This is a genomic window from Streptomyces sp. NPDC008317 (assembly GCF_042955955.1).
Classification (GTDB): Bacteria; Actinomycetota; Actinomycetes; order Streptomycetales; family Streptomycetaceae; genus Actinacidiphila.
In genome coordinates this window covers 554,293-575,963 of the sequence record NZ_JBIBFQ010000001.1, presented here as the reverse complement: position 1 = coordinate 575,963, position 21,671 = coordinate 554,293, and the positions used below count along the sequence as shown (strand labels likewise).

Sequence of the window (21,671 nt, the reverse complement as noted above, 5' to 3'; positions counted from 1 at the left end):
CGGCACGGTGCCACAGCGTCACCGCAGGACCGCACCGCCGCAGGACGGCACCACCGCAGTACCAAGGAAAGGCCCCGGGTCGCGTGCCCGGGGCCTTCCGCGTCATGTGAGGCTGTGACCATGGCTGTTGTGCGCGATCTTCGCGTGCTGCTGCGGCTGTCGGGCTTCCGGCGGCTGCTCGCGGTGCGCCTGCTGTCCCAATTCTCCGACGGCGTCTTCCAGGTCGCGCTGGCCGCCTATGTCGTCTTCTCGCCCGAGAAACAGACCTCGCCCGGCGCCATCGCCTCCGCCATGGCCGTACTGCTGCTGCCGTACTCGCTGCTCGGCCCGTTCACCGGCGTGCTGCTCGACCGCTGGCGGCGCAGGCAGGTGCTGCTCTCCTGCAATCTGCTGCGGGCGGTGCTGTCCTGCGGGACGGCCGCGCTGATCCTGCTGCACGTGCCGGACTGGCTGTTCTATCTCTCCGCCCTGTCGGTCACCGCCGTCAACCGCTTCGTGCTCGCGGGGCTGTCCGCCGCGCTGCCGCGGGTCGTGGACGCCGAGCGGCTGGTGATCGCCAACTCCCTGTCCCCGACGGCCGGGACGCTCGCGGCGACCGCGGGCGGCGGCGTCGCCTTCGTCGTGCACCTCTTCCTGCCCGAGGGCGCCGGGGCCAACGCGGCGACCGTGCTGCTCGGCGCGGGCGTCTATCTGGTGGCGGGGCTGTCCGCGCTGACGCTGGGCCGCGACCGGCTCGGGCCCGATCCCTCCGAGGTACGGCAGCGGCTGCGCACGGCGCTCGCGGGCACCGCGCAGGGCCTGGCCGCCGGGTGGCGGCATCTGCGCCAACGGCCCGCGGCGCGGCGGGCGATGGGCGCGGTGACGGCGATGCGCTTCTGCTACGGCGCCCTGACCGTCACCTTGCTGATGCTCAGCCGCTACACCTGGTCCGACCCCTCGGACACCGACGCCGGTCTCGCCCTGCTCGGCCTGGCGGTCGGCCTGTCCGCGGCCGGATTCTTCACCGCGGCGGTCTTCACCCCGTGGGCCACCGGCCGCTTCGGCACCGGCGGCTGGATCACCGTGTGCGCCGCCGCGTCCGCCGTGCTGCTGCTCCCGCTGGCGCTCCCGTTCGCCGTCGGACCGATGATGGTCGCGGCCTTCGTGCTGGGCTTCACCATGCAGGGCGCGAAGATCGCCACCGACACCGTGGTGCAGACCGACGTCCAGGACTCCTACCGCGGGCGCGTCTTCTCCCTCTACGATGTCGCCTTCAACGTCGCCTTCGTAGGCGCCGCGGCGGTCTCCGCCCTGATGCTGCCGCCCGACGGCCGTTCCCCAGCGCTGATCACCGTCCTCGCCCTGCTCTACGCCGGGGTGGCCGCCACGATGACCCGACTCCGCTCCTGACCCCGGCGTCGCGCCGGGACGCACACCACACATGGGGGAAACCGTGGCTACTCCGCCACCTCCTGGCCGCAATCCCTACGGCCAGCCGTACGCACAGCAGACAGCACCGCCTCCGCCCGCGCCTCCGCAGCAGGGACAGAACCCGTACGGCCAGGACCCCTACGGCCAGAATCCGTACGGGCAGAATCCGTACGGGCAGGGCCAGCCGGGCCAGAACCCGTACGGGCCGCCGCAGGGCCAGGGGCAGCAGCCGTTCGGCTACCCGCAGACCGGGCCGCAGACGGCGCCGGACGGCGGCCCGGCGTGCACCTTCTGCGGGGGCTTCCCCGCCGTGCAGGCCACGGTCCGCGGCCACCAGGGCTTCCTGATCATCATGCGCTTCCTGAAGCGACGGGCGAACTACTGCCGCACCTGCGGGATAGCCACGCACCGGGAGATGACCACCAAGACGTTGTGGCAGGGCTGGTGGAGCATCGCCTCGTTCGTCATCACGCCGATCACGGTGCTGATCAACCTCGGGCCGCGCGGCAAGTTCAACAAGCTGCCCGCGCCCAACGGCGGCTTCGGACCGCCCATGAACCCGGGCAAGCCGATCTTCCTGCGCGGCGGCGCGTACGTCATGCTGGCGCCGCTGCTGGTGCTCGCCCTCATCGTCGCGGGAGTCGCGATGGGCGGCAACGACGCGAATTCGGCGTCCGCCGGTGACTGCGTCAGCAAGAGCGGCTCCGACTCCGACCCGACCCTGAAGGTCGTCGACTGCACGTCGGGCTCGGCCGCGTACCGCGTCGTGGAGCGGCACGGCGGCAAGCACTACAGAGACGCCTGCTCCAACGGCGACGCCGAGTACGACCACTCGGGGCGCGGCGGCGACTACGCGCTCTGCCTGACGCGCGTGGGCTGACGTCCTTGAGCTGACGTCCTTGAGCTGATGGCGCCATGCCGATGCCTTTGAGCTGACGCCGATGTTCCACGTGGAACATCGTGTTCGGCGAGACGACGGAGGGGCGATGTTCCACGTGGAACATCGCCCCTCCGTCGTTTCACGCCGCCGTTCTCACTGCTGCTCGGACCACCACGTCTTGAGCGCGGCGATCGCCTCGTCCTCGGTCATCGGGCCGTTCTCCAGCCGGAGTTCCAGCATGTGCTGGTACGCCTTGCCGACCAGGGGGCCGGGGGGGACGCCCAGGATCGACATGATCTGGTTGCCGTCGAGGTCGGGCCGGATCGCGTCCAGCTCCTCGCGCTCCTGGAGTTCGGCGATGCGCGCTTCCAGGGCGTCGTAGGTGCGGGACAGGGCGGCTGCCTTGCGCTTGTTGCGGGTCGTGCAGTCCGAACGGGTCAGCTTGTGCAGCCGGGAGAGCTGCGGGCCCGCGTCGCGGACGTAGCGGCGTACGGCCGAGTCGGTCCACTCGCCGCTGCCGTATCCGTGGAAGCGCAGGTGCAGCTCGACCAGCCGGGAGACGTCCTTCACCAGATCGTTGGGGTACTTGAGCTGGGTCAGCCGGGCCTTGGTCAGCTTCGCGCCCACCATCTCGTGGTGGTGGAAGGAGACCCGGCCGTCGGTCTCGAAGCGGCGCGTCTTCGGCTTGCCGATGTCGTGCAGCAGCGCGGCCAGCCGCAGGACGAGATCCGGCCCGTCGGTCTCCAGGTCGATCGCCTGCTCCAGCACGGTCAGCGAGTGCTCGTAGACGTCCTTGTGCCGGAAGTGCTCGTCGCGCTCCAGACGCAGCGCGGACAGCTCGGGCAGCACGAGATCGGCCAGCCCGGTGTCGACCAGCAGCCGCAGCCCCTTGCGCGGGTGGTCGGACAGGATCAGCTTGTTCAGCTCGTCCCTGATCCGCTCGGCGGAGACGATGCCGATCCGGTCGGCCATCGCCGACATCGCGGCGACCACCTCGGGCGCGACCTCGAAGTCGAGCTGCGCGGCGAAGCGGGCGGCCCGCAGCATCCGCAGCGGGTCGTCGGAGAACGACGACTCCGGGGTGCCGGGCGTACGCAGCCGCCGCGCCGCCAGATCGTCCAGGCCGCCGTACGGATCGACGAAGTCGCCCTCGGGGAGCGCGACCGCCATCGCGTTCACGGTGAAGTCCCGGCGGACCAGGTCGTCCTCGATGGTGTCGCCGTAGGACACCTCCGGCTTGCGCGAGGTCCGGTCGTACGCTTCGGAGCGGTACGTCGTCACCTCGATCTGGAAGCTGTCCTTCATCGCGCCGACCGTGCCGAAGGCGATGCCGACCTCCCACACCGAGTCCGCCCACGACCGCAGGATCTTCAGCACCTGCTCAGGGCGGGCGTCGGTGGTGAAGTCGAGGTCGTTGCCGAGCCTGCCCAGCAGGGTGTCCCGGACGGAGCCGCCGACGAGGGCGAGCCGGAATCCGGCGTCGCGGAATCGGTGGCCGAGTTCCTCGGCGACGGGCGCGACCTGGTGGCGGGCCCGCGGGGTCTGAGCGGCATTGTTGGCATTCGGCACAACGTAAAAGGGTACGGGTCCGCGGAGCCCACGGCTGCCGGGTTTCCCCGCGGGACCGCGTCGCGGGCGCATACGGCGCGCGTCCCGAGGGCATACCGTCCGGTTCCGGACCTCGGCGGACCCCGGCGGGGCATCGGCCGGACCCCGGCCAGATCTCGACTGGGCCGCATCGGGCCTCTTCCCCGGACTCCGCAGCACTTTGGCACAGCGCCGATCGTTAACATGCCAGCACGCACATCAGATGGGCGCGGACCGACGACCACCGTCGCCCGCCCGTCGACATCCGACACGAGGGACGGGCGAACGCGTGGGCGAGGCGGCACAGGCACCCGGAAGACCCCCGTCGGCGCGCTCGCCGCGTCTGCTGCGGGCGGTCGCCCTGATCGCCGCGGGCACGCTGCTCACCGGGCTGCTCCAGGTCGTCCAGACGCTCCAGGCGCCGGGCGCGCAGGCCGCCGTCGGCAGCGGCTCGCGCACCGCCGCGGTGGCGCTGAACAAGGTCGACCCCCGCGTCCCCGCCAAGGACGGCTCCGTCACCGTGTCCGGCACGGTGACCAACAACGGCAAGACGACGATCACCGGCGCCCGGATGGGCGTCAGGGTCGCCCCGGACGGCCCCCTGACGTCCCTCAGCGCGATGAAGAGCGCCCAGGACCGTACCGGTTACACCAGCTACCTGGACGGCTCGGAGATCGACGGCCACACGGTCGACCTCCCGAAGATCCCGGCCGGGCAGAGCCAGCCCTTCTCCCTCAAGGTCCCGGTGAAGTCCCTGGGCTTCGACGCCTCGGGCGTCTACCAGCTCGGCGTGGCGCTGGACGGCGAGACGTCCGCGGAGCCCGGCGAGCACGTCCTGGGCATCAAGCGCACCTTCCTGCCCTGGTACGACACCAACACCACCACCGCGAAGGCCACGCAGATCACCTACCTGTGGCCACTCACCGACCGGCCGCACGTGGCCGCCCGCGGCGACACCGACTCCCAGCAGAGCCCGATCTTCCTCGACGACGACCTCGCCAAGGAGCTGTCCCCCGGCGGGCGGCTCCAGGTGATGGTCGACCTGGCCAAGTCGCTGCCGGTGACCTGGATCATCGACCCCGACCTGCTCGCCTCGATCGACTTCATGACCAAGCCGTACCGGGTCGCCGGCCCCGGCGGCGACGTCACCCACACCACCGAGGGCACCGGCGGCGCGGTCGCCAAGGCCTGGCTGAACTCACTCAAGAGCGCTGTCGCGGGCGACCAGGTGATCGCGCTGCCGTTCGCCGACACCGACCTGGCCTCCGTCGCGCACAACGGCCTGCGCGTGCCCGGCACCCTCAACCACCTCAAGACCGCGTCCGAACTGGGCGTGAGCACCCTCGACACCGTCCTCGGCGTCCAGGCCACCTCCGACGTGGCCTGGCCGGTGGACGGGGCCGTCGACCCCGCCATCGTCTCGGTGGCCCGTACCGGCGGCGCGAAGCGGATCGTGGCCCGCAGCGACAGCGTCGGCGAGAGCGATGCGCTCAGCTACACGCCCAACGCGGCCCGACCGATCGGCCACGGGGTGACCGCGGTGGTCGCCGACGCCTCGCTGTCCACCGCGTTCGCGGGCGACATGCTGCGCGCGGAGCCCGCCGATCTCGCCGTGCAGGACTTCGTCGCGCAGACCCTGATGATCACCATGCAGGCGCCGGAGAGGCAGCGCACCATCCTGGTCGCCCCGCAGCGCATGCCCACGGTCTCGCAGGCACAGGCGATGGCCGAGGCGATCGGCACGGTCGGCACGAGCCCGTGGGCCGCCACGGTCGGCTTCGACACCGCCGCCAAGGCCAAGGCCGACCCGGACGCGAACCGCAAGGTGCCGTCGGCGAAGAAGTACCCCAAGGCGCTGCGCAGGCACGAGCTGTCCGTGGGCGCCTTCCAGCAGCTCAGCGAGACGCAGACCCATCTCAACGACTTCGTCACCATCCTCACCCGCAAGGACAAGGTGACGGTGCCCTTCGGCAACTCGGTGCTGCGCGCCATGTCGGCCGGCTGGCGCGGCGACCCCGCCGACGCGACCGAGTTCCGCAGTTCGATCGGCGGCTACCTCCAGGACCTGATCAACGCGGTCCGCATCCTGCCCAAGACCACCCTCACCCTCTCCGGCCGCAGCGGGACCATTCCGGTGACAGTGAAGAACGAGCTGAACCAGCCGATCACCAACCTTGTGCTGCGTCTCACGTCGAACACCGACATCCGGCTGGAGATCAAGGACCCGCAGCAGCCGATCGCGATCGACGGCGGCCACACCCGTACCCTGAAGTTCCAGACGTCGGCGAGCGCGAACGGCAAGGTCAGGGTCACCGCGGCGCTCTTCACCGCGCAGGGCGTGCTCTACCGCAACAGCAACGCCGTCGAGTTCGACGTCAAGATCACCAAGGTCACCGATCTGGTGATGTTGATCATCGCCGCCGGTCTGCTCCTTCTGGTGCTCGCGGGCGTTCGCATCTACCGTCAGCGGAAGCGGCAGGCAGCCGCGGACAGCGGCGGAGACGGCGGGGACGGTGAGGACGGGGACAACGGCGGCGGGCAGGAGGACGGTGATCCGGGGCAGCCGGGTGACCCTGGCACTGACACCGAGGACACCGGTCGGGAAAGCGTTGAGCTGTCCCCGACGGGTGAGAAGGTGGAGGGATAGCCGGCGGACAATAAGGTGGGGCACTGATGAACGCGCCGTATGACGGTGATCGCGACTCTGCGGGCCAGATGCCTCCATCGCCCGAGCAGCGTCCCTCACCCCCTGACCCGTATCTGCAGAACACCTACGCCTACGACCCGTACCAGCAGCAGGACCCCACCGCGCAGGACCCGGTGGGCGAGGCGCTGTACGACCGCGCCGCGCACCCGCCGCCGCCGTACGGGCAGGAGTATCCGCAGCAGCAGCCTTCGGCGTACCCCCAGATGCCGTACGGCGACAACTCCGCGACCCAGTACGTCGGCGTGGACGACCTGGTCGGCGGGTCGCCCCAGGGGCAGCAGGGCGGCCAGGGCCAGCAGGACCCGGGGTACGACGCGTTCGATCACCTCTTCCGCGACCAGCGCGGCGGCGGCGCGCCTGCGCAGCAGCCGCAACAGCCCCAGGCCCCGCAGGCCCAGCAGCCCCAGCAGCAGGCCCCGCAGTCGCAGCAGGGGTACGCGCCGCCGCAGGACCCCAGGCAACAGCAGCAGCCGTACCAGCAGCCGGGTCCCGCCCAGTACCAGCAGCCGCAGCACCCCCAGCAGGGGTACGCGTACCCGCAGCAGCAGCCGCAGCAGGGCTACGGCTATCCGCCGCAGCACCAGCAGCAGGCGCCCGGCTACCCGGCGGCGTACGGGCAGGCGCCCGCGCCCGCGGACAACGCCGAGACGGGGTACGCCGAGCCCGCGTACGAGAATCCGGCGTACGGGCAGGCCGCCTACCAGGACCAGCGGTACGCCGACCCGCGGTACGGCTACGCGAATCTGCCGTACCCGAACCAGCCACAGCAGCCCGTGCAGTACGCGTACACGCCCTCGTACATCGGCGAGCCGGTGTCCGCGCTGGACGCCACCGGGCAGATCCCGATCATCCCGGCCGCGCCGCCGATGGCCGCCAGGCCGCCGCGCGCGGCGGAGGCCACCTCCAACACGCGCGCGGGCAACATCCTCAAGTCCAGCGCGCTGATGGCGGCGGGCACCCTGGTGTCCCGCCTCACCGGCTTCGTCCGCACCCTGGTGATCGCCGCCGCGATCGGCGTGGCGACCCTCGGCGACTCGTACGCCGTCGCCAACACGCTGCCGACGATGATCTACATCCTCACCATCGGCGGCGGTCTGAACTCCGTCTTCGTCCCGCAGCTCGTCCGCGCGATGAAGGACGACGACGACGGCGGTACGGCGTACGCGAACCGGCTGCTGACGGTCGTGATGGTGGTGCTCGGCGGCATCGTGGCCGTCACCGTGATCGCGGCCCCGCTGCTGATCCGGCTGATGTCCGCGAAGATCGCCGACAACCCCGACACGTACGACATCGCCATCACCTTCGCCCGCTACTGCCTGCCGACCATCTTCTTCATGGGCGTGCACGTGGTGATGGGCCAGGTGCTCAACGCGCGCGGCAAATTCGGCGCGATGATGTGGACGCCGGTCCTCAACAACATCGTGGTGATCTTCAGCTTCGGCATGTTCATCTGGGTGTACGGCGCCTACAGCACCACCCGGATGGACGCGACGACCATCACTCCCGAGGGCGCGCGGCTGCTCGGCATCGGCACGCTGCTCGGTCTGACCGTGCAGTCGCTGGCGATGCTGCCGTACCTGCGGGACGCGGGCTTCAAGTTCCGGCCGCGCTTCGACTGGCGCGGCCACGGCCTCGGCAAGGCCGCCAAGCTCGCCAAGTGGACGTTCTTCTTCGTGCTGGCGAACCAGGCGGGCCTGATCGTCGTCACCCAGCTCGCCACCTGGGCGGGCGCCAACGCCGACAAGAGCGGCAACCAGGGCACCGGCATCACGGCGTACAACAACGCGCTGCTGATCTGGCAGATGCCCCAGGCGATCATCACCGTCTCGGTGATGGCCGCGGTGCTGCCGCGGATCTCGCGGGCCGCGGCGGACAACGACGTCTCCGCGGTGCGCGACGACATCTCCTACGGTCTGCGCACCTCGGCGGTGGCCATCGTGCCCGCCGCCTTCGCCTTCCTGGCCCTGGGCGTCCCGATGTGCAGCCTGCTCTACGCGAGCACCGGCACCGGTTCCGCGCGCAACATCGGATTCATCCTGATGGCCTTCGGCGCCGGACTGATCCCCTTCTCCGTGCAGTACGTGATCCTCCGCGGGTTCTACGCCTTCGAGGACACGCGCACGCCCTTCTACAACACGGTCATCGTGGCCGCGGTCAACGCGGCGGCGGCGGCCATCTGCTTCGTGGTGCTGCCCGCCCGCTGGGCCGTGGTCGGCATGGCCGCCGCGTACGGCCTCGCGTACGCCGTGGGCGTCGGGGTGGCCGCCAAGCGGCTGCGCTCGCGGCTCGACGGCGACCTGGACGGCAAGCGGGTGGTACGCACCTACGCTCGGCTGACCGGCGCCTGCGTGCCCGCCGCGCTGATCGCGGGGCTGGCCGTCTACGCCGTGCTCGGGGCGCTGGGCAGCGGCGCCGTGGGCTCGCTCGCCGCACTCGTGGTGGGCGGCGGCCTGCTGCTCGGAATCTTCCTCTTCGCGGCCAAGCGGATGAGGATCGAGGAGATGACCGCCATGATCGGCATGGTGCGAGGACGGCTCGGGCGCTGAACGAACCCGTCGCGAAGCGGCGGGCAACCATCACGGTTCGCTGTGTGTCGTGCATAGAGCCGGACTGTGGGCACAATTGTCATCGGCTCGATGTGGGATCGCGCAATGGATGGGGAGGCAGGAACGACGGTGGCGGATCGGAGCACGGCCGCCGTCGGAGTGGCCAATGAGGGTGGCGAGCCCCCGCTCGCCGCCCAGCAGGACGGCGCCACATCCGACGGGACGACGACGGACGACCAGACCAGCAGCAGCGCCGACTCCGGCACACGATCCCAGGACGGGTCGGACGGCACGCAGACCACCGCCGAAACCTCGATGTCGGCCGCGGTCGACGGCGACAGCGCGACCAGCGAGACCGTGGTGGTCGACACCGCGGTGGCCGCGACCGCCGAACTGACCGCGCCCGTGCCCGTGACGGCCCCCGCGTCCTCGCCGACGGCGACGACGAAACTGACGACCGCCGTGCTGCCCGCGGTGCCCCCGTCACCGGAGGAGACCCCCACCGCCGCCCGAGCCTCCACCACGACCTCCCCCGCGCCCTCGGGCACCTCCTCGGGCACCTCCTCCGCCAACGCCGCCGCACCGGCCAAGCCCGCGACGGCGTCGGCGACGACGTCGGCGGCCAAGGCCCCGGCCAAGAGGGCCGCCAAGCAGACCGTCAAGGACGGCCGGAGCCCCAAGGCGTCCGCTTCGACGAACGGTGCCAAGGCGGCTTCCGCGACCGCGCCCGTCGGGACGGGCACTCCCGCCAAGGGCACCCCGGCGAAGGGGACACCGGCCAAGGGCACGTCGGCCAAGGGGACGCCCGCCAAGGGCACGCCGGTCGCCTCCGTGAAGGCCCCGTCCGCACCGTCCCCCGCGCCCTCGACGTCCGGCTCCGGGGGCACCGCCACGCTCGCCCCCGACGAGAAGACCGGGGACGGGGACCGCCCGGCGACCGAGGCCGCCCCAGGAAGCCCCACAGCCGCCTCCACAGCGCCCGCCGACGGCCGGCGGCCCGCCGGCCCCGCCAAGGGCGGCGGCAGCGCCACCACGGCGCCCAGGCCCGTCCGCAGCGCGCAGCCCGAGCTGCACAGCGGTCACAAGCTCGCCCGGCGCTACCAGCTCGCCGAGTGCGTCACCCGGATCGACGGCTTCAGCAGTTGGCGCGCGGTCGACGAGAAGCTGCGCAGGGCGGTCGGCATCCACATCCTGCCCGCCGACCACCGGCGGGCCCGCCAGGTGCTGGCCGCCGCCCGGTCGGCCGCCCTCCTCGGCGACCCGCGCTTCGTCCAGGTCCTCGACGCCGTCGAGGAGAACGACCTGGTGTACGTCATCCACGAGTGGCTGCCCGACGCCTCCTCGCTGGCCGACCTGCTCGCCGCGGGCGCGATGGAGCCGCACGAGGCGTACCAGATGGTCAGCCAGGTCTCCCAGGGCATGGCCGCCGCCCACCGTGAGGGCCTGGCGCACCTGCGTCTCGACCCCGGCGCCGTGCTGCGTACGGTCTCCGGGCAGTACCGCATCCGCGGCCTCGCGGTCGCCGCCGCACTGCGCGGGCTCAACTCCGAGCGTCCGCAGCGGCAGGACACCGAGGCGATCGGCGCGCTGCTCTACGCCTCGCTCACGCAGCGCTGGCCGTACGAGGAGGACGCGCACGGTCTGGCGGGGCTGCCCAAGGGCGTCGGCCTGGTCGCACCGGACCAGGTCCGCGCGGGCGTCCACCGCGGTCTGTCCGAGTTGGCCATGCGCGCGCTCGTCAACGACGGCGCGACCGCCTCCCGGCAGGACCCGCCCTGCACCACTCCCGAGGAGCTGGCCAAGGCCGTCGCGGGCATCCCGCGCATCCGGCCGCCGGAGCAGGCACCGCCGGTCTACCCGGTCGCCGCCTTCCGCCAGCCGCCCGCGCCACCGGGTACGCCGCAGCCGCCCGCGGTCGCGGCCCCCGCTCCGCCGCCCGCTCTGCCCGGCCGTACCGGCCGGGCACTGAAATGGGCGGTCTCGGCACTGGTGATCGTGGCGATCGGCCTGGGGAGCTGGCAGCTCGCGGACACCCTCAAGTCGCGTGAGGACCGGCCGACCAGTCACCCGACGACCGGCCAGAAGGCGAGCCAGGACCCGACGCGCAAGGCCCCGGTCCCGATCAAGATCGCCGGGCTGAAGGACTTCGACCCGCTCGGCGACGGCAGCGAGAATCCGAAGGATCTCCCCAAGGCGTTCGACGGCGACCCCTCCACGTACTGGGAGACGAACTACTACCTGGGCGCCGATCTGGGCAATCTCAAGCCGGGTGTCGGCGTCATCGTCGACCTGGGCAGCGCCAAGCACGTGAGCACGGTGAAGGTCGACTTCGTGGGCGACGTCACCGCGCAGCTCCTGGCCGCGCCCAAGGGCACCTCCGCGATGCCGACCACCTTCGACGCCTTCACCAAGGTGGCCCAGGGCTCGGGCAGTTCGGTGACGTTCAAGCCGAGCGCCGATCTCACCTCGCGCTACGTGCTGGTGTGGATGACGCGTCTGGCGCCTGCCGAGACCGGTCACTTCCGTGGCAGGATCTCCGAGATCAGCGTGACGGGCTGATCCCGGAGACGGGCTGACCCCGCGGCGACGGCCGCGGGGACACCCACGGCGAGACCCACAGGGGCAGGGGACGGGGGAGAACGGCCTTGGAGGCAAACCCGCTCGGCGATGTCGCCGACGCCGATCTCCTGGCCCGTCATGTCGCGGGCGATCCCGACACCTTCGGCGAGCTGGTGCGCCGCCACCGGGACCGGCTGTGGGCGGTGGCCCTGCGCACCCTGGGGGACCGCGAGGAAGCCGCTGACGCCGTCCAGGACGCGCTGGTGTCCGCCTTCCGGGCCGCCCATACCTTCCGCGGCCAGTCGGCCGTCACCACCTGGCTGCACCGCATCACGGTCAACGCCTGCCTCGACCGGGCCCGTAAGGCCGCCTCCCGCAGGACAGCCCCGGTGGCCGACGAGGAGAACTTCGAGGCGTTGCTCGAACCCCACGAGTCGGCCGAGGTCCCGGCCGAGCGCGGGGAACTCCACCGCGAGCTGATAGCCGCCCTCACCACGCTGCCGCCCGACCAGCGCGCCGCACTGGTCCTGGTCGACATGCAGGGCTACTCGGTCGCCGAAGCCGCCGCGGTGCTCGATGTGCCCACCGGTACGGTCAAGAGCCGGTGTGCCAGAGGCCGGGCGAAACTGCTTCCCCTCGTCACCCATCTGCGCGCGCAGGGCGTGGATAGCGCCGATCGCGGCGGGGGAAGGAACCGGGCGGAGGGGACATCCGTCCCAGAGACGGGACCGGAACAGGGCGGAGGTGAACAGCGGTGACATCGACAGCGGACCACGACGCGCATCCCGAGGTCGCCGAGATCTCCGACCTGGCCGAGGGGCTGCTCCGCCCCGAGCGCGCCACGGAGGTCACCGAGCACATCGCGGGCTGTTCACTGTGCGCCGACGTCCGGGACTCCCTGGAGGAGATCAGGGGACTGCTCGGCACCCTGCCGGGACCGCAGCGGATGCCCGCCGACATCGCCGGACGGATCGACGCGGCGCTCGCCGCCGAAGCGCTCCTCGACGCCACCACGCCCGATGTTCCACGTGGAACATCGCGGCCGTCACCGACACCGACACCGACACCGACACCGACACCGACACCGACGCATGTTCCACGTGGAACATCGACCGGTCCCGACGGACATGCCTCCGGGTCCACCGGTCCCGGCCGCACCGGTCGGCGGTGGCGGCGCGGACTGCTCGTCGCCGCCTCCGCCGTGGTCATCGTCGGCCTGGGCGTCACGATCTATCACGTCGGCGACGACACAACCTCGCAGAGCGACGCGACCGCCAGCAGCAAGAAGGCGGACACCGCCGCCGACCCGATCGCGGTCCAGGTGCGGGAGCTGCTCGATGAGGCGGCGCCGAACCACGCGGCCGGGGAGTCCGACTCCCCGATGCTCAGCGGTCCCGGCGTCAGCAGCGAGGGAGCCACCATGAGCCCGGACAAGGCGGTGCCCACCGTCCCCCCGTGTGTGCTCAAGGCCACCCAGCGCACCGGCCCGGCGCTGGCCGCCGAGCGCGAGTCCTTCCACGGGACGGACTCCTACCTTGTGGTGCTGCCGCACCCGAGTGACGCCTCGGCGGTCGACGCGTTCGTGGTCAGCGCCGCCTGTACGGCGACCAGTCCCGGCGCGGTCCTCTTCCGGAGCACCTACCCGCGCTGAGCCGTTCGTCCGGGGGGCGTGGCGTACGGCGTGCGCCGCGCCGTCCGGGGAATGCTGGACCCGTAGGATCCGTTAGGCAGGACGAGAGTCCAGCCAGGGCCCCCGCAGTTGTCCGCAGAGACGAGGAAGACACCCGTGAGCGACGTCCGTAACGTGATCATCATCGGCTCGGGGCCCGCGGGGTACACCGCGGCGCTCTACACGGCGCGCGCATCCCTCAACCCGCTGGTCTTCGAGGGGTCGGTCACCGCCGGCGGCGCGTTGATGAACACCACCGAGGTGGAGAACTTCCCCGGCTTCCGCGACGGCATCGTGGGCCCGGACCTCATGGACAACATGCGCGCCCAGGCCGAGCGCTTCGGCGCCGAGCTGGTCCCGGACGACGTGGTCGCGGTCGACCTCGGCGGCGACATCAAGACCGTCACGGACTCGGCGGGCACCGTCCACCGCGCCAAGACCGTCATCGTCACCACCGGCTCGCAGCACCGCAAGCTGAACCTCCCCAACGAGGACCAGCTCTCCGGCCGCGGCGTCTCCTGGTGTGCCACCTGTGACGGCTTCTTCTTCCGCGAGCAGGACATCGCCGTGATCGGCGGCGGCGACACCGCGATGGAGGAGGCGACCTTCCTCTCCCGCTTCGCCAAGTCCGTGAAGATCGTGCACCGCCGGGACAGCCTGCGGGCGTCCAAGGCGATGCAGGACCGTGCCTTCGCCGACCCGAAGATCTCCTTCGTCTGGGACAGCGAGGTCGCCGAGATCCACGGCGACGGCAAGCTCTCCGGTCTGACCCTGCGCAACACGAAGACCGGCGAGACCTCGGAGCTGCCCGTCACCGGGCTGTTCATCGCGATCGGCCACGACCCGCGCAGCGAGCTGTTCAAGGGCGTCCTCGACGTCGACGGCGAGGGCTACCTCACCGTCCAGGCGCCGAGCACCCGGACCAACGTCCCCGGTGTCTTCGCCGCGGGAGACGTCGTGGACCACACCTACCGTCAGGCGATCACCGCGGCCGGCACCGGCTGTTCCGCCGCGCTGGACGCCGAGCGCTACCTGGCCGCCCTCGCCGACGCCGAGAAGGCCGAGACGGCCGACGCGTCGGCCGACAAGGCCGCCGTCTGACCCGCTTCCATCCCTCACCCCCGACACGCACACATCACGACCTGAGGAGACCGCCGTGGCCGGCAACACCAAGCACGTGACCGACGAGACGTTCGCCGAGGAGGTGCTCGCCAGCGACAAGCCCGTGCTGGTGGACTTCTGGGCGGAGTGGTGCGGCCCGTGCCGCCAGATCGCCCCCTCGCTGGAGGCCATCGCGGAGGAGCACGCGGAGAACATCACCATCGTCAAGCTGAACATCGACGAGAACCCGGTCACCGCGGCGAAGTACGGCGTGATGTCCATCCCGACGCTCAACGTCTACAAGGGCGGCGAGGTCGTGAAGACCATCGTCGGCGCCAAGCCGAAGGCCGCCATCGTGCGCGACCTGTCCGACTTCATCGGCTGACGCTCACCGGCTGACGCTTTCACCGGCGGACGTCTTCACCGGCGGACGCTGTTCCACGTGGAACACGAGAGGGCCGACCCCCGATCCGGGGTCGGCCCTCTCGCATGTCCGGTCCGGGTGCCCGGCGCGGCCGTGAGGAGTGACAGCGGCTCACAGGGGCCGGAGGGCAGGCTCCTTCTGGACGGCGCCCAGGAGGCGGTCGATGGCCATCTCGACGTCCTCCTTCCAGGAGATCGTGGAACGCAGCTCCAGCCGCAGCCGGGGATAGCGCGGGTGGGGGCGGACCGTCTTGAAGCCGACCGCGAGCAGATGGTCCGCGGGCAGGACGCACGAGGGGGCGGTCCACTTGGCGTCGCCGAACGCCTCGATCGCCTTGAAGCCCCGCCGGATGACGTCCTTGGCGACGGTCTGCACCAGGACTCGGCCGAGGCCCTGCCCCTGGAAGCCGGGCAGGATGCGCGCGGTCATGAGCTGGACGGCGTCCGCCGACACCGGGCTGGTCGGGAAGGCCAGGGAGCGCGGCACATACGCGGCAGGCGCGTAGAGCACGAAGCCCGCGGGCACCTCGTCGACGTAGACGACCCGTCCGCAGGAACCCCACTCCAGCAGAACGGCGGAGATCCACGCCTCTTTCTCCAGCTCGGGCTTGCCCGCCTGGACGGCCGCTTCGCCGCTGACCGGGTCCAGTTCCCAGAAGACGCAACTGCGGCAGGGCTTGGGGAGGTCCGGGAGATTGTCGAGTGTCAGTGGTGCCAGCCGACGTCCCATGTGGCCTGAACCCCATCTCTGCCGTGAACCGAACTGCCCACGTACACCCCGGCGCGAACGCCGGGGTGCGCCCGCGTCACTCGCCGTCTTCGTCCTCGGTTTCCTCTTCGAGCCGGTTCTCCAGCACATTGCCCTCGCCCGGGGCCATCGCCCCGAGGATGCGCTCCAGATCCTCTATCGACGCGAATTCCACGACGATCTTTCCGCGCTTCTGCCCCAGGTCGACCTTCACCCGGGTGTCGAAGCGGTCGGAGAGCCGGGAGGCGAGGTGGGTGAGGGCCGGGGAGACCCGACGCCCGGCCCGGGGCGCCGCGCTCTTCCTGGTGGGCTTCGGGTCGCTGTTCATCAGCGTCACGATCTCTTCGATCGCGCGCACCGACAGCCCTTCGGCGACGATCCGGTGGGCCAGCTTGTCCTGCTCCTCGGGGTCGTCCAGCGAGAGCAGCGCCCGCGCGTGGCCGAAGGAGATCACTCCGGCCGCGACCCGGCGCTGCACCGGGGCGGACAGCTTCAGCAGCCTGAGCGTGTTGGAGACCTGCGAGCGGGAGCGCCCGATCCGGTCCGCCAACTGCTCGTGGGTGCAGGAGAAGTCGCGGAGCAACTGGTCGTACGCCGCCGCCTCCTCCAGGGGGTTGAGCTGGGCCCGGTGCAGGTTCTCCAGGAGGGCGTCCAGGAGGAGCTTCTCGTCGTCGGTCGCCCGGACGATCGCCGGAATCCGCTCCAGGCCGGCCTCGCGGCACGCCCGCCAGCGGCGCTCGCCCATGATCAGCTCGAAGCGGTCCTTGCCGATCTCACGCACGACGACCGGCTGGAGCAGACCGACCTCCTTGATGGAGGTGATCAGTTCGTTGAGGGCGTCCTCGTCGAAGACCTCACGCGGCTGGCGCGGGTTCGGCGTGATGAAGTCCAGGTCCAGCTCCGCGAAGTAGGCACCCGGTACGGGGTTCTTCGCGTCGGAGAGGTCCGGCTCTGTTTCACGTGAAACAGGGATGTCCACCACGGGCGGCGGCGCGGCCTCGGGGACTCTGCGGTCCACCAGTCCGGCCACCTTGGCCGCGGCGACGCCGCGTTCCTGCGTCAGTACCGGTGCGGTGCCCTGGGCGCCGCCCGTCGACTGCGGCGCGGCCGGGATCAGCGCGCCGAGACCACGGCCGAGCCCTCTGCGTCGATCACTCACTGGATCCCCTCCGACATGCTGTGCGGGTTCTGCTCATCGTGCTGGGTGTAGTCACCCTGCGGGTCGTACTCGACGGCGACGGACGCCTCGACTCCGCGCAGGGCCATCTCCCGGGCGGCTTCCAGATACGACAGCGCGCCGCTGGAGCCCGGGTCATAGGTCAGTACGGTCTGGCCGTAGCTGGGCGCCTCGGAGATCCGGACGGACCGCGGGATGCTGGTCCGCAGCACCTCCTTGCCGAAGTGCGTGCGCACCTCCTCCGCGACCTGGGAGGCGAGGCGCGTCCGTCCGTCGTACATGGTCAGCAGGATCGTCGACACATGCAGCTTCGGGTTGAGGTGCGCGCGGACCAGTTCCACGTTCTTCAGGAGCTGGCCCAGCCCCTCCAGCGCGTAGTACTCGCACTGGATCGGGATGACGACCTCGGCTCCGGCCACCAACGCGTTGACGGTCAGCAGGCCGAGCGAGGGCGGGCAGTCGATCAGGACGTAGTCCAGCGGCTGCTCGTACGCCTCGATCGCCCGCTGGAGCCGGCTCTCGCGGGCGACCAGGGAGACCAGTTCGATCTCGGCGCCCGCCAGGTCGATGGTGGCGGGCGCGCAGAACAGGCCCTCCACATCGGGGACCGGCATCACGACGTCGGACAGGGGCTTGCTCTCCACCAGGACGTCGTAGATCGAGGGGACCTCGGCGTGGTGGTCGATGCCCAGCGCCGTGGAGGCGTTGCCCTGCGGGTCCAGGTCGACCACGAGCACCCGGGCGCCGTGCAGCGCCAGGGACGCCGCCAGATTCACCGTGGTCGTGGTCTTGCCGACCCCGCCCTTCTGATTGGCGACCACCATCACCCGGGTCTGGGCCGGCCGGGGAAGTCCTTCCCCGGCGCGTCCCAGTGCCTCGACGGCCAACTGCGCGGCGCGGCCGATCGGGGTGTCATCCATGGGAGGCAATGTTTCACGTGAAACACCGTCTCCGAACCCCGGGGGCACGGCAATCGGGCCCCCGGCAAACTCTGCTGTGCGGGGACCGGGGACCGGATCGGCCATCGGTCCCGCGATGTTGGCGTCGGACCGCAAGGACTCACACTCCTCGACTTCAGGCTCGCTATGAGAAGAGCCTGCCATGCCGGAGGGGTGATGAACCAGCGAGACTTGGCTGCCTGTGGATGAAGCCGTAGATCTATCCACCGACTGGGGCGTCTTGGAGGGCTTGTTGGCGTGTGCCTCGGCCGCGGCTCGGCCGCGGCTGAGGACTCCTGGTAGCAGCGAGCGACGTTTCACGTGGAACACGATGCACAGCGCCGGACCGCTAACTCCGCAGACACTCCGGGTTATGTCTGTTTGGCCGTTTGTATGGCGTAGAGGGAGGGTTCGGCGCGGGACCGTTCGAGGAACGACGGTTCAGCGGCGACGGCGGGGAGCGCCGCCCCGCGGGTTACGGCTCGCGCGCGCGGCCTTCGCCCGCCGGGTCGCGGCGCGTACCCCGCCGGGGCTCTCGCCGACCAGGACGCGTACGACGGTGGAGAGCGGGTCCACGATGCCCTCGCCGACCTGGACCACGGAGGTGTCGACCGCACCCAGCCGGTCGAGCGCGGCCCTGGCCGCCTTCAGCTCGTCCAGCGCGGTGTCGCCCTTGAGGACCGCCATCTCACCGTGCGGGCGCAGCAGTGGCAGGCCCCAGCCCGCGAGCCGTTCCAGCGGCGCCACGGCGCGCGCGGTCACCACGTCCACCGGGGGCAGCTTGCCCATCATCTCCTCGGCCCGGCCGCGCACCACGGTGACATTGCTCAGCCCCAGCACCTTGACGACCTCTTCGAGGAACGTGGTCCTGCGCAGCAGCGGCTCCAGCAGCGTGATCCGCAGATCGGGCCGGGTCAGCGCCAGCGGGATACCCGGCAGGCCGGCGCCCGAGCCGACATCGCACACGGACACGTCCTCGTCGATGACCTCGGAGAGCACCGCGCAGTTCAGCAGGTGCCGCTCCCACAGGCGGGGCACCTCGCGCGGGCCGATCAGGCCGCGGCGCACCCCGGCGTCCGCGAGCAGCTCGGCATAGCGCAGGGCGTCGGCGAACCGGTCACCGAAGACCGTCCTGGCCTGCTCGGGCGGCGCGGGAAGCTCCGCTGCTGCCTCCGTCACGGGGGCTGTCCTTTCCTAGGTCACTCACAAGGTTCGGCCCCGCCTGCGAACAGACGGGGCCGACAGAGCAGTACCACACAGCGTCCGGTCAGACCGGGAGTACGACCACCCGGCGCTGGGGCTCCTCGCCCTCGGACTCGCTGCGCAGGCCCGCGGCGGCCACGGCGTCGTGCACGACCTTGCGCTCGAACGGCGTCATCGGGTCCAGCTTCACCGGCTCACCGCTGGCCTTGGCCTCCGCCGCCGCCTTCGCGCCGAGCTGCGCCAGCTCGGCCCGCTTGCGCGCCCGGAACCCGGCGATGTCCAGCATCAGCCTGCTGCGCTCACCGGTCTCCCGGTGCACCGCGAGCCGGGTCAGCTCCTGGAGGGCTTCCAGCACCTCGCCGTCCCGGCCGACCAGCTTGTTCAGATCACGGGTGCCGGTGTCACCGATGATCGACACCGACGCGCGCTCGCCCTCGACATCCATGTCGATGTCACCGTCGAGGTCCGCGATGTCCAGCAGACCTTCCAGGTAGTCGGCGGCGATATCACCCTCCTGCTCCAGCCGGTTCAGGGTCGCGGCCGAGCCGTTGTCGGGTGCGGTGGTGGTGTTGACGTCGCTCACGCCTGGGCTCCTCTTACTTCTTCTTCGACAGGTTGGTCGGCTTGGACTTGCCACCGGACTGCTTGCCGGGCGAACCGCCCTGCTTGCCCGGAGCGCCGCCCTGCTTCGTACCGCCGCCTGTCCTGCCTGTGCCTGCCGAGCCGCCGCTCGCCTTCGGGGCACCGGCCTTGGGAGCGCCCGCCCGCGGGGCTCCACCGCCCGCCCTGGGAGCGCCGCCGCCACCGGTGCCGCCCGCCGCGCCGCCGCCGGCGCCCGTGCCCGTGGGGGTCGTCTGGCGCTTGGACTTCGGCTGCCGCTTGGGCTGGGTGCGGTTGGCGCGCGCGACCTCCACGGCCTCCTTGGCGGCCACTTCCTCCGGGGGCTCGACGAGCTTGCCCTTGGCGCGCAGCCGCTCCTGGCGCTGCTGGAACGCGAGGCTGCCGGGGGTGGGGTTACGCCGGATCACGAACATCTGCTGGCCCATGGTCCACACGTTGGTGGTCAGCCAGTAGACGAGGACACCGACGGGGAAGTTGATACCCATGACGGCGAAGATGACCGGGAAGACGTACATCAGCATCTTCTGCTGCTGCATGAACGGGGTCTTCACCGTCATGTCGACGTTCTTCGTCATGAGCTGGCGCTGCGTGTAGAACTGCGACGCCGACATCATGAGGATCATGATCACCGTGACGATGCGCACATTGGTCTGCGTGGCGCCCAGCGACTCGACCTTGGCCGCGCTGTCCAGGAACTTCGCCGCCAGCGGGGCACCGAAGATGTGCGCGTTCTTGGCGCTGTCGACCAGGTTGGCGTGGATCACGCCGACCTCGTGGCCCTTGGCGATGTTGCTCAGCACGTGGTACAGCGCGAAGAAGAACGGGGACTGCGCCAGGATCGGCAGGCACGAGGAGAGCGGGTTGGTACCCGTCTCCTTGTACAGCTTCATCATCTCTTCGGACTGGCGCTGCTTGTCGTTCTTGTAGCGCTCCTGGATCGCCTTCATCTTGGGCTGGAGCGCCTGCATGTTCCGGGTCGACTTGATCTGCTTGACGAACAGCGGGATCAGGCAGATCCGGATGAGGACCACCAGCGAGACGATGGACAGACCCCACGCCCAGCCGCTGTCCTTGTCGAAGATCAGGCTGTAGAACGAGTGGAACTGGACGATGATCCACGAGACAGCGTCGTAGAGGGGGTTCAGAATCCCCACGATCAGGCTCCTTGGGCGTGAGAGGGTCCGGTGGGCTCGGGCGTGACGGGCCCGTCGGAGCCGCCCCGCAGTGCGCGGCGCAGCCGATCGTGCCATGGCGGCCGCTTGCGCGGCGGGACATGGTCCACGCCGCCCGGCGACCAGGGATTGCAGCGCAGGATGCGCCACGCGGTCAGGGCGGTGCCCTTGATCGCGCCGTGCCGGTCGATGGCCGTGAACCCGTAGTGGGAGCACGAGGGGTAGTACCGGCAGACCGGGCCGAGCAGCGGACTGATCGTCCACTGGTACAGCTTGATCAGTGCCAGCAGCGGGTACTTCATCGAGACACCCTCCCCTCGGCTTCGCCTCGGGTGTCGCGACCCAGCAGCCGCTCGAGGGCGGCGTCCAGGTCGTGGGCCAGCTCCGCATGGTCAGCGCCACCGGCTCCGGGTAGCGCTCGTACGACTACCAGGCTACCGGGGGGCAGCTGCGACAGGCGTTCGCGGACCAGATGACGCAGTCGGCGCTTGACCAGATTGCGCTGCACCGAGCCACCCACCGCCTTGCTCACGACGAAACCCGCACGCACCGGGGGAGTGCTCCCCCCCGGCACATGCGGGTCCGTGATGTCGCTGCGCAGATGGACCACCAGCAGCGGTCGACCCGCTCGGCGTCCTCGGCGAACCGCTTCTCCGAAGTCCTGGCGCCGCCTCAGCCGATTCTCGGTGGGCAGCACGGCATGAGACCTGTGACGATCAGGCGGACAGGCGGGCGCGGCCCTTGCTGCGGCGGGTCGCGAGAATCGCGCGGCCGGCGCGGGTGCGCATACGCAGACGGAAGCCGTGGGTCTTCGCACGACGGCGGTTGTTCGGCTGGAAGGTGCGCTTGCTCACTCGGGGGCTCCAGGGAAAATCGTGTCCGGCGGGGCGTCGCCTGGCTGTCACCGTGCGCCCACGAAGAATCTCGCGG

At 70.9% G+C, this 21,671-nt stretch carries 19 protein-coding genes; 9 read left to right on the top strand and 10 right to left on the bottom strand.

Translation table 11 applies throughout. The features are described from left to right. The first annotated feature begins 120 nt into the window (after positions 1-120). Both ACFY9V_RS02370 and ACFY9V_RS02365 read left to right on the top strand, forming a co-directional pair. The gene (locus ACFY9V_RS02370) at positions 121-1,389 is read left to right on the top strand and encodes an MFS transporter (protein WP_391158853.1); all 1,269 of its coding nucleotides are present in this window, start codon (positions 121-123) and stop codon (positions 1,387-1,389) included. A gap of 43 nt (positions 1,390-1,432) precedes the next feature. Next, a complete protein-coding gene (locus tag ACFY9V_RS02365) occupies positions 1,433-2,290 on the top strand; it encodes a hypothetical protein (protein WP_391158852.1) in 858 nt (285 codons plus the stop codon). A gap of 153 nt (positions 2,291-2,443) precedes the next feature. Here ACFY9V_RS02365 and ACFY9V_RS02360 read toward each other — a convergent pair whose 3' ends face one another. Next, positions 2,444-3,859 (bottom strand): CCA tRNA nucleotidyltransferase, encoded by a 1,416-nt coding sequence (locus tag ACFY9V_RS02360; protein ID WP_391158848.1) that lies wholly within the window; start codon positions 3,857-3,859, stop codon positions 2,444-2,446. A 307-nt stretch (positions 3,860-4,166) separates the two neighbouring features. On the opposite strand from ACFY9V_RS02360, the gene ACFY9V_RS02355 reads away from it, so the two are divergent. The 7 genes from ACFY9V_RS02355 to trxA all read left to right on the top strand — a co-directional run bounded on the left by ACFY9V_RS02355 (position 4,167) and on the right by trxA (position 14,844). Next, a complete protein-coding gene (locus ACFY9V_RS02355) occupies positions 4,167-6,524 on the top strand; it encodes a DUF6049 family protein (protein WP_391158845.1) in 2,358 nt (785 codons plus the stop codon). A gap of 26 nt (positions 6,525-6,550) precedes the next feature. Continuing rightward, positions 6,551-9,130: a murein biosynthesis integral membrane protein MurJ gene (gene murJ, locus ACFY9V_RS02350; RefSeq protein WP_391158842.1), complete on the top strand. Its 2,580-nt coding sequence runs from the start codon at positions 6,551-6,553 to the stop codon at positions 9,128-9,130. An 831-nt stretch (positions 9,131-9,961) separates the two neighbouring features. Next, entirely contained in the window at positions 9,962-11,689 is a 1,728-nt protein-coding gene (locus tag ACFY9V_RS02345) for a protein kinase family protein (RefSeq protein WP_391159545.1), read from the top strand. Between the two features lie 86 nt (positions 11,690-11,775). Further along, positions 11,776-12,447, top strand: a complete 672-nt coding sequence (gene sigM / locus ACFY9V_RS02340) for an RNA polymerase sigma factor SigM (RefSeq protein ID WP_355336660.1) — start codon at positions 11,776-11,778, stop codon at positions 12,445-12,447. After that, the gene (locus ACFY9V_RS02335) at positions 12,444-13,340 is read left to right on the top strand and encodes a hypothetical protein (RefSeq protein ID WP_391158840.1); all 897 of its coding nucleotides are present in this window, start codon (positions 12,444-12,446) and stop codon (positions 13,338-13,340) included. Before sigM ends, ACFY9V_RS02335 begins: the two co-directional genes overlap by 4 nt. Before the next feature lie 135 nt (positions 13,341-13,475). Next, positions 13,476-14,459 carry a thioredoxin-disulfide reductase gene (gene trxB / locus ACFY9V_RS02330; protein ID WP_355336662.1) on the top strand — a complete coding sequence of 328 codons (984 nt, stop codon included), beginning with the start codon at positions 13,476-13,478 and terminating at the stop codon, positions 14,457-14,459. A 55-nt stretch (positions 14,460-14,514) separates the two neighbouring features. Further along, positions 14,515-14,844 (top strand): thioredoxin, encoded by a 330-nt coding sequence (gene trxA / locus ACFY9V_RS02325; protein ID WP_355336663.1) that lies wholly within the window; start codon positions 14,515-14,517, stop codon positions 14,842-14,844. A gap of 150 nt (positions 14,845-14,994) precedes the next feature. On the opposite strand, the gene ACFY9V_RS02320 is transcribed toward trxA, so the two are convergent. From ACFY9V_RS02320 to rpmH, 9 genes are all read right to left on the bottom strand, one after another. Further along, on the bottom strand, positions 14,995-15,612 hold the full coding sequence (locus ACFY9V_RS02320; protein ID WP_355336664.1) for a GNAT family N-acetyltransferase: 618 nt from the start codon (positions 15,610-15,612) through the stop codon (positions 14,995-14,997). 76 nt (positions 15,613-15,688) lie between these two features. Continuing rightward, a complete protein-coding gene (locus tag ACFY9V_RS02315; protein ID WP_391158838.1) occupies positions 15,689-16,789 on the bottom strand; it encodes a ParB/RepB/Spo0J family partition protein in 1,101 nt (366 codons plus the stop codon). Continuing rightward, positions 16,786-17,910, bottom strand: a complete 1,125-nt coding sequence (locus ACFY9V_RS02310) for a ParA family protein (RefSeq protein ID WP_355336666.1) — start codon at positions 17,908-17,910, stop codon at positions 16,786-16,788. The genes ACFY9V_RS02315 and ACFY9V_RS02310 overlap by 4 nt, the downstream gene beginning before the upstream one ends. A 276-nt stretch (positions 17,911-18,186) precedes the next feature. After that, on the bottom strand, positions 18,187-18,924 hold the full coding sequence (gene rsmG, locus ACFY9V_RS02305; RefSeq protein ID WP_355336667.1) for a 16S rRNA (guanine(527)-N(7))-methyltransferase RsmG: 738 nt from the start codon (positions 18,922-18,924) through the stop codon (positions 18,187-18,189). An 88-nt stretch (positions 18,925-19,012) separates the two neighbouring features. After that, entirely contained in the window at positions 19,013-19,531 is a 519-nt protein-coding gene (locus ACFY9V_RS02300; RefSeq protein ID WP_355336668.1) for a R3H domain-containing nucleic acid-binding protein, read from the bottom strand. 13 nt (positions 19,532-19,544) lie between these two features. Next, positions 19,545-20,726, bottom strand: coding sequence for a membrane protein insertase YidC (gene yidC / locus ACFY9V_RS02295; protein ID WP_355336772.1), 1,182 nt, complete (start codon positions 20,724-20,726; stop codon positions 19,545-19,547). Next, entirely contained in the window at positions 20,726-21,043 is a 318-nt protein-coding gene (gene yidD, locus ACFY9V_RS02290; RefSeq protein ID WP_188282916.1) for a membrane protein insertion efficiency factor YidD, read from the bottom strand. The genes yidC and yidD overlap by 1 nt, the downstream gene beginning before the upstream one ends. Beyond that, the gene (rnpA, locus tag ACFY9V_RS02285) at positions 21,040-21,438 is read right to left on the bottom strand and encodes a ribonuclease P protein component (RefSeq protein WP_391158835.1); all 399 of its coding nucleotides are present in this window, start codon (positions 21,436-21,438) and stop codon (positions 21,040-21,042) included. Before rnpA ends, yidD begins: the two co-directional genes overlap by 4 nt. Before the next feature lie 19 nt (positions 21,439-21,457). Next, a complete protein-coding gene (rpmH, locus tag ACFY9V_RS02280; RefSeq protein WP_003975051.1) occupies positions 21,458-21,595 on the bottom strand; it encodes a 50S ribosomal protein L34 in 138 nt (45 codons plus the stop codon). Between the last annotated feature and the right edge of the window lie 76 nt (positions 21,596-21,671).

What these genes read in the sequence shown, in the direction of transcription:
- ACFY9V_RS02370 (WP_391158853.1), top strand. Translation starts at nt 121, where the DNA reads ATGGCTGTTGTGCGCGATCTTCGCGTGCTGCTGCGGCTGTCGGGCTTC.
- murJ (WP_391158842.1), top strand. Translation starts at nt 6,551, where the DNA reads ATGAACGCGCCGTATGACGGTGATCGCGACTCTGCGGGCCAGATGCCT.
- ACFY9V_RS02320 (WP_355336664.1), bottom strand. Translation starts at nt 15,612, where the DNA reads ATGGGACGTCGGCTGGCACCACTGACACTCGACAATCTCCCGGACCTC.
- ACFY9V_RS02310 (WP_355336666.1), bottom strand. Translation starts at nt 17,910, where the DNA reads ATGGCAGGCTCTTCTCATAGCGAGCCTGAAGTCGAGGAGTGTGAGTCC.
- yidD (WP_188282916.1), bottom strand. Translation starts at nt 21,043, where the DNA reads ATGAAGTACCCGCTGCTGGCACTGATCAAGCTGTACCAGTGGACGATC.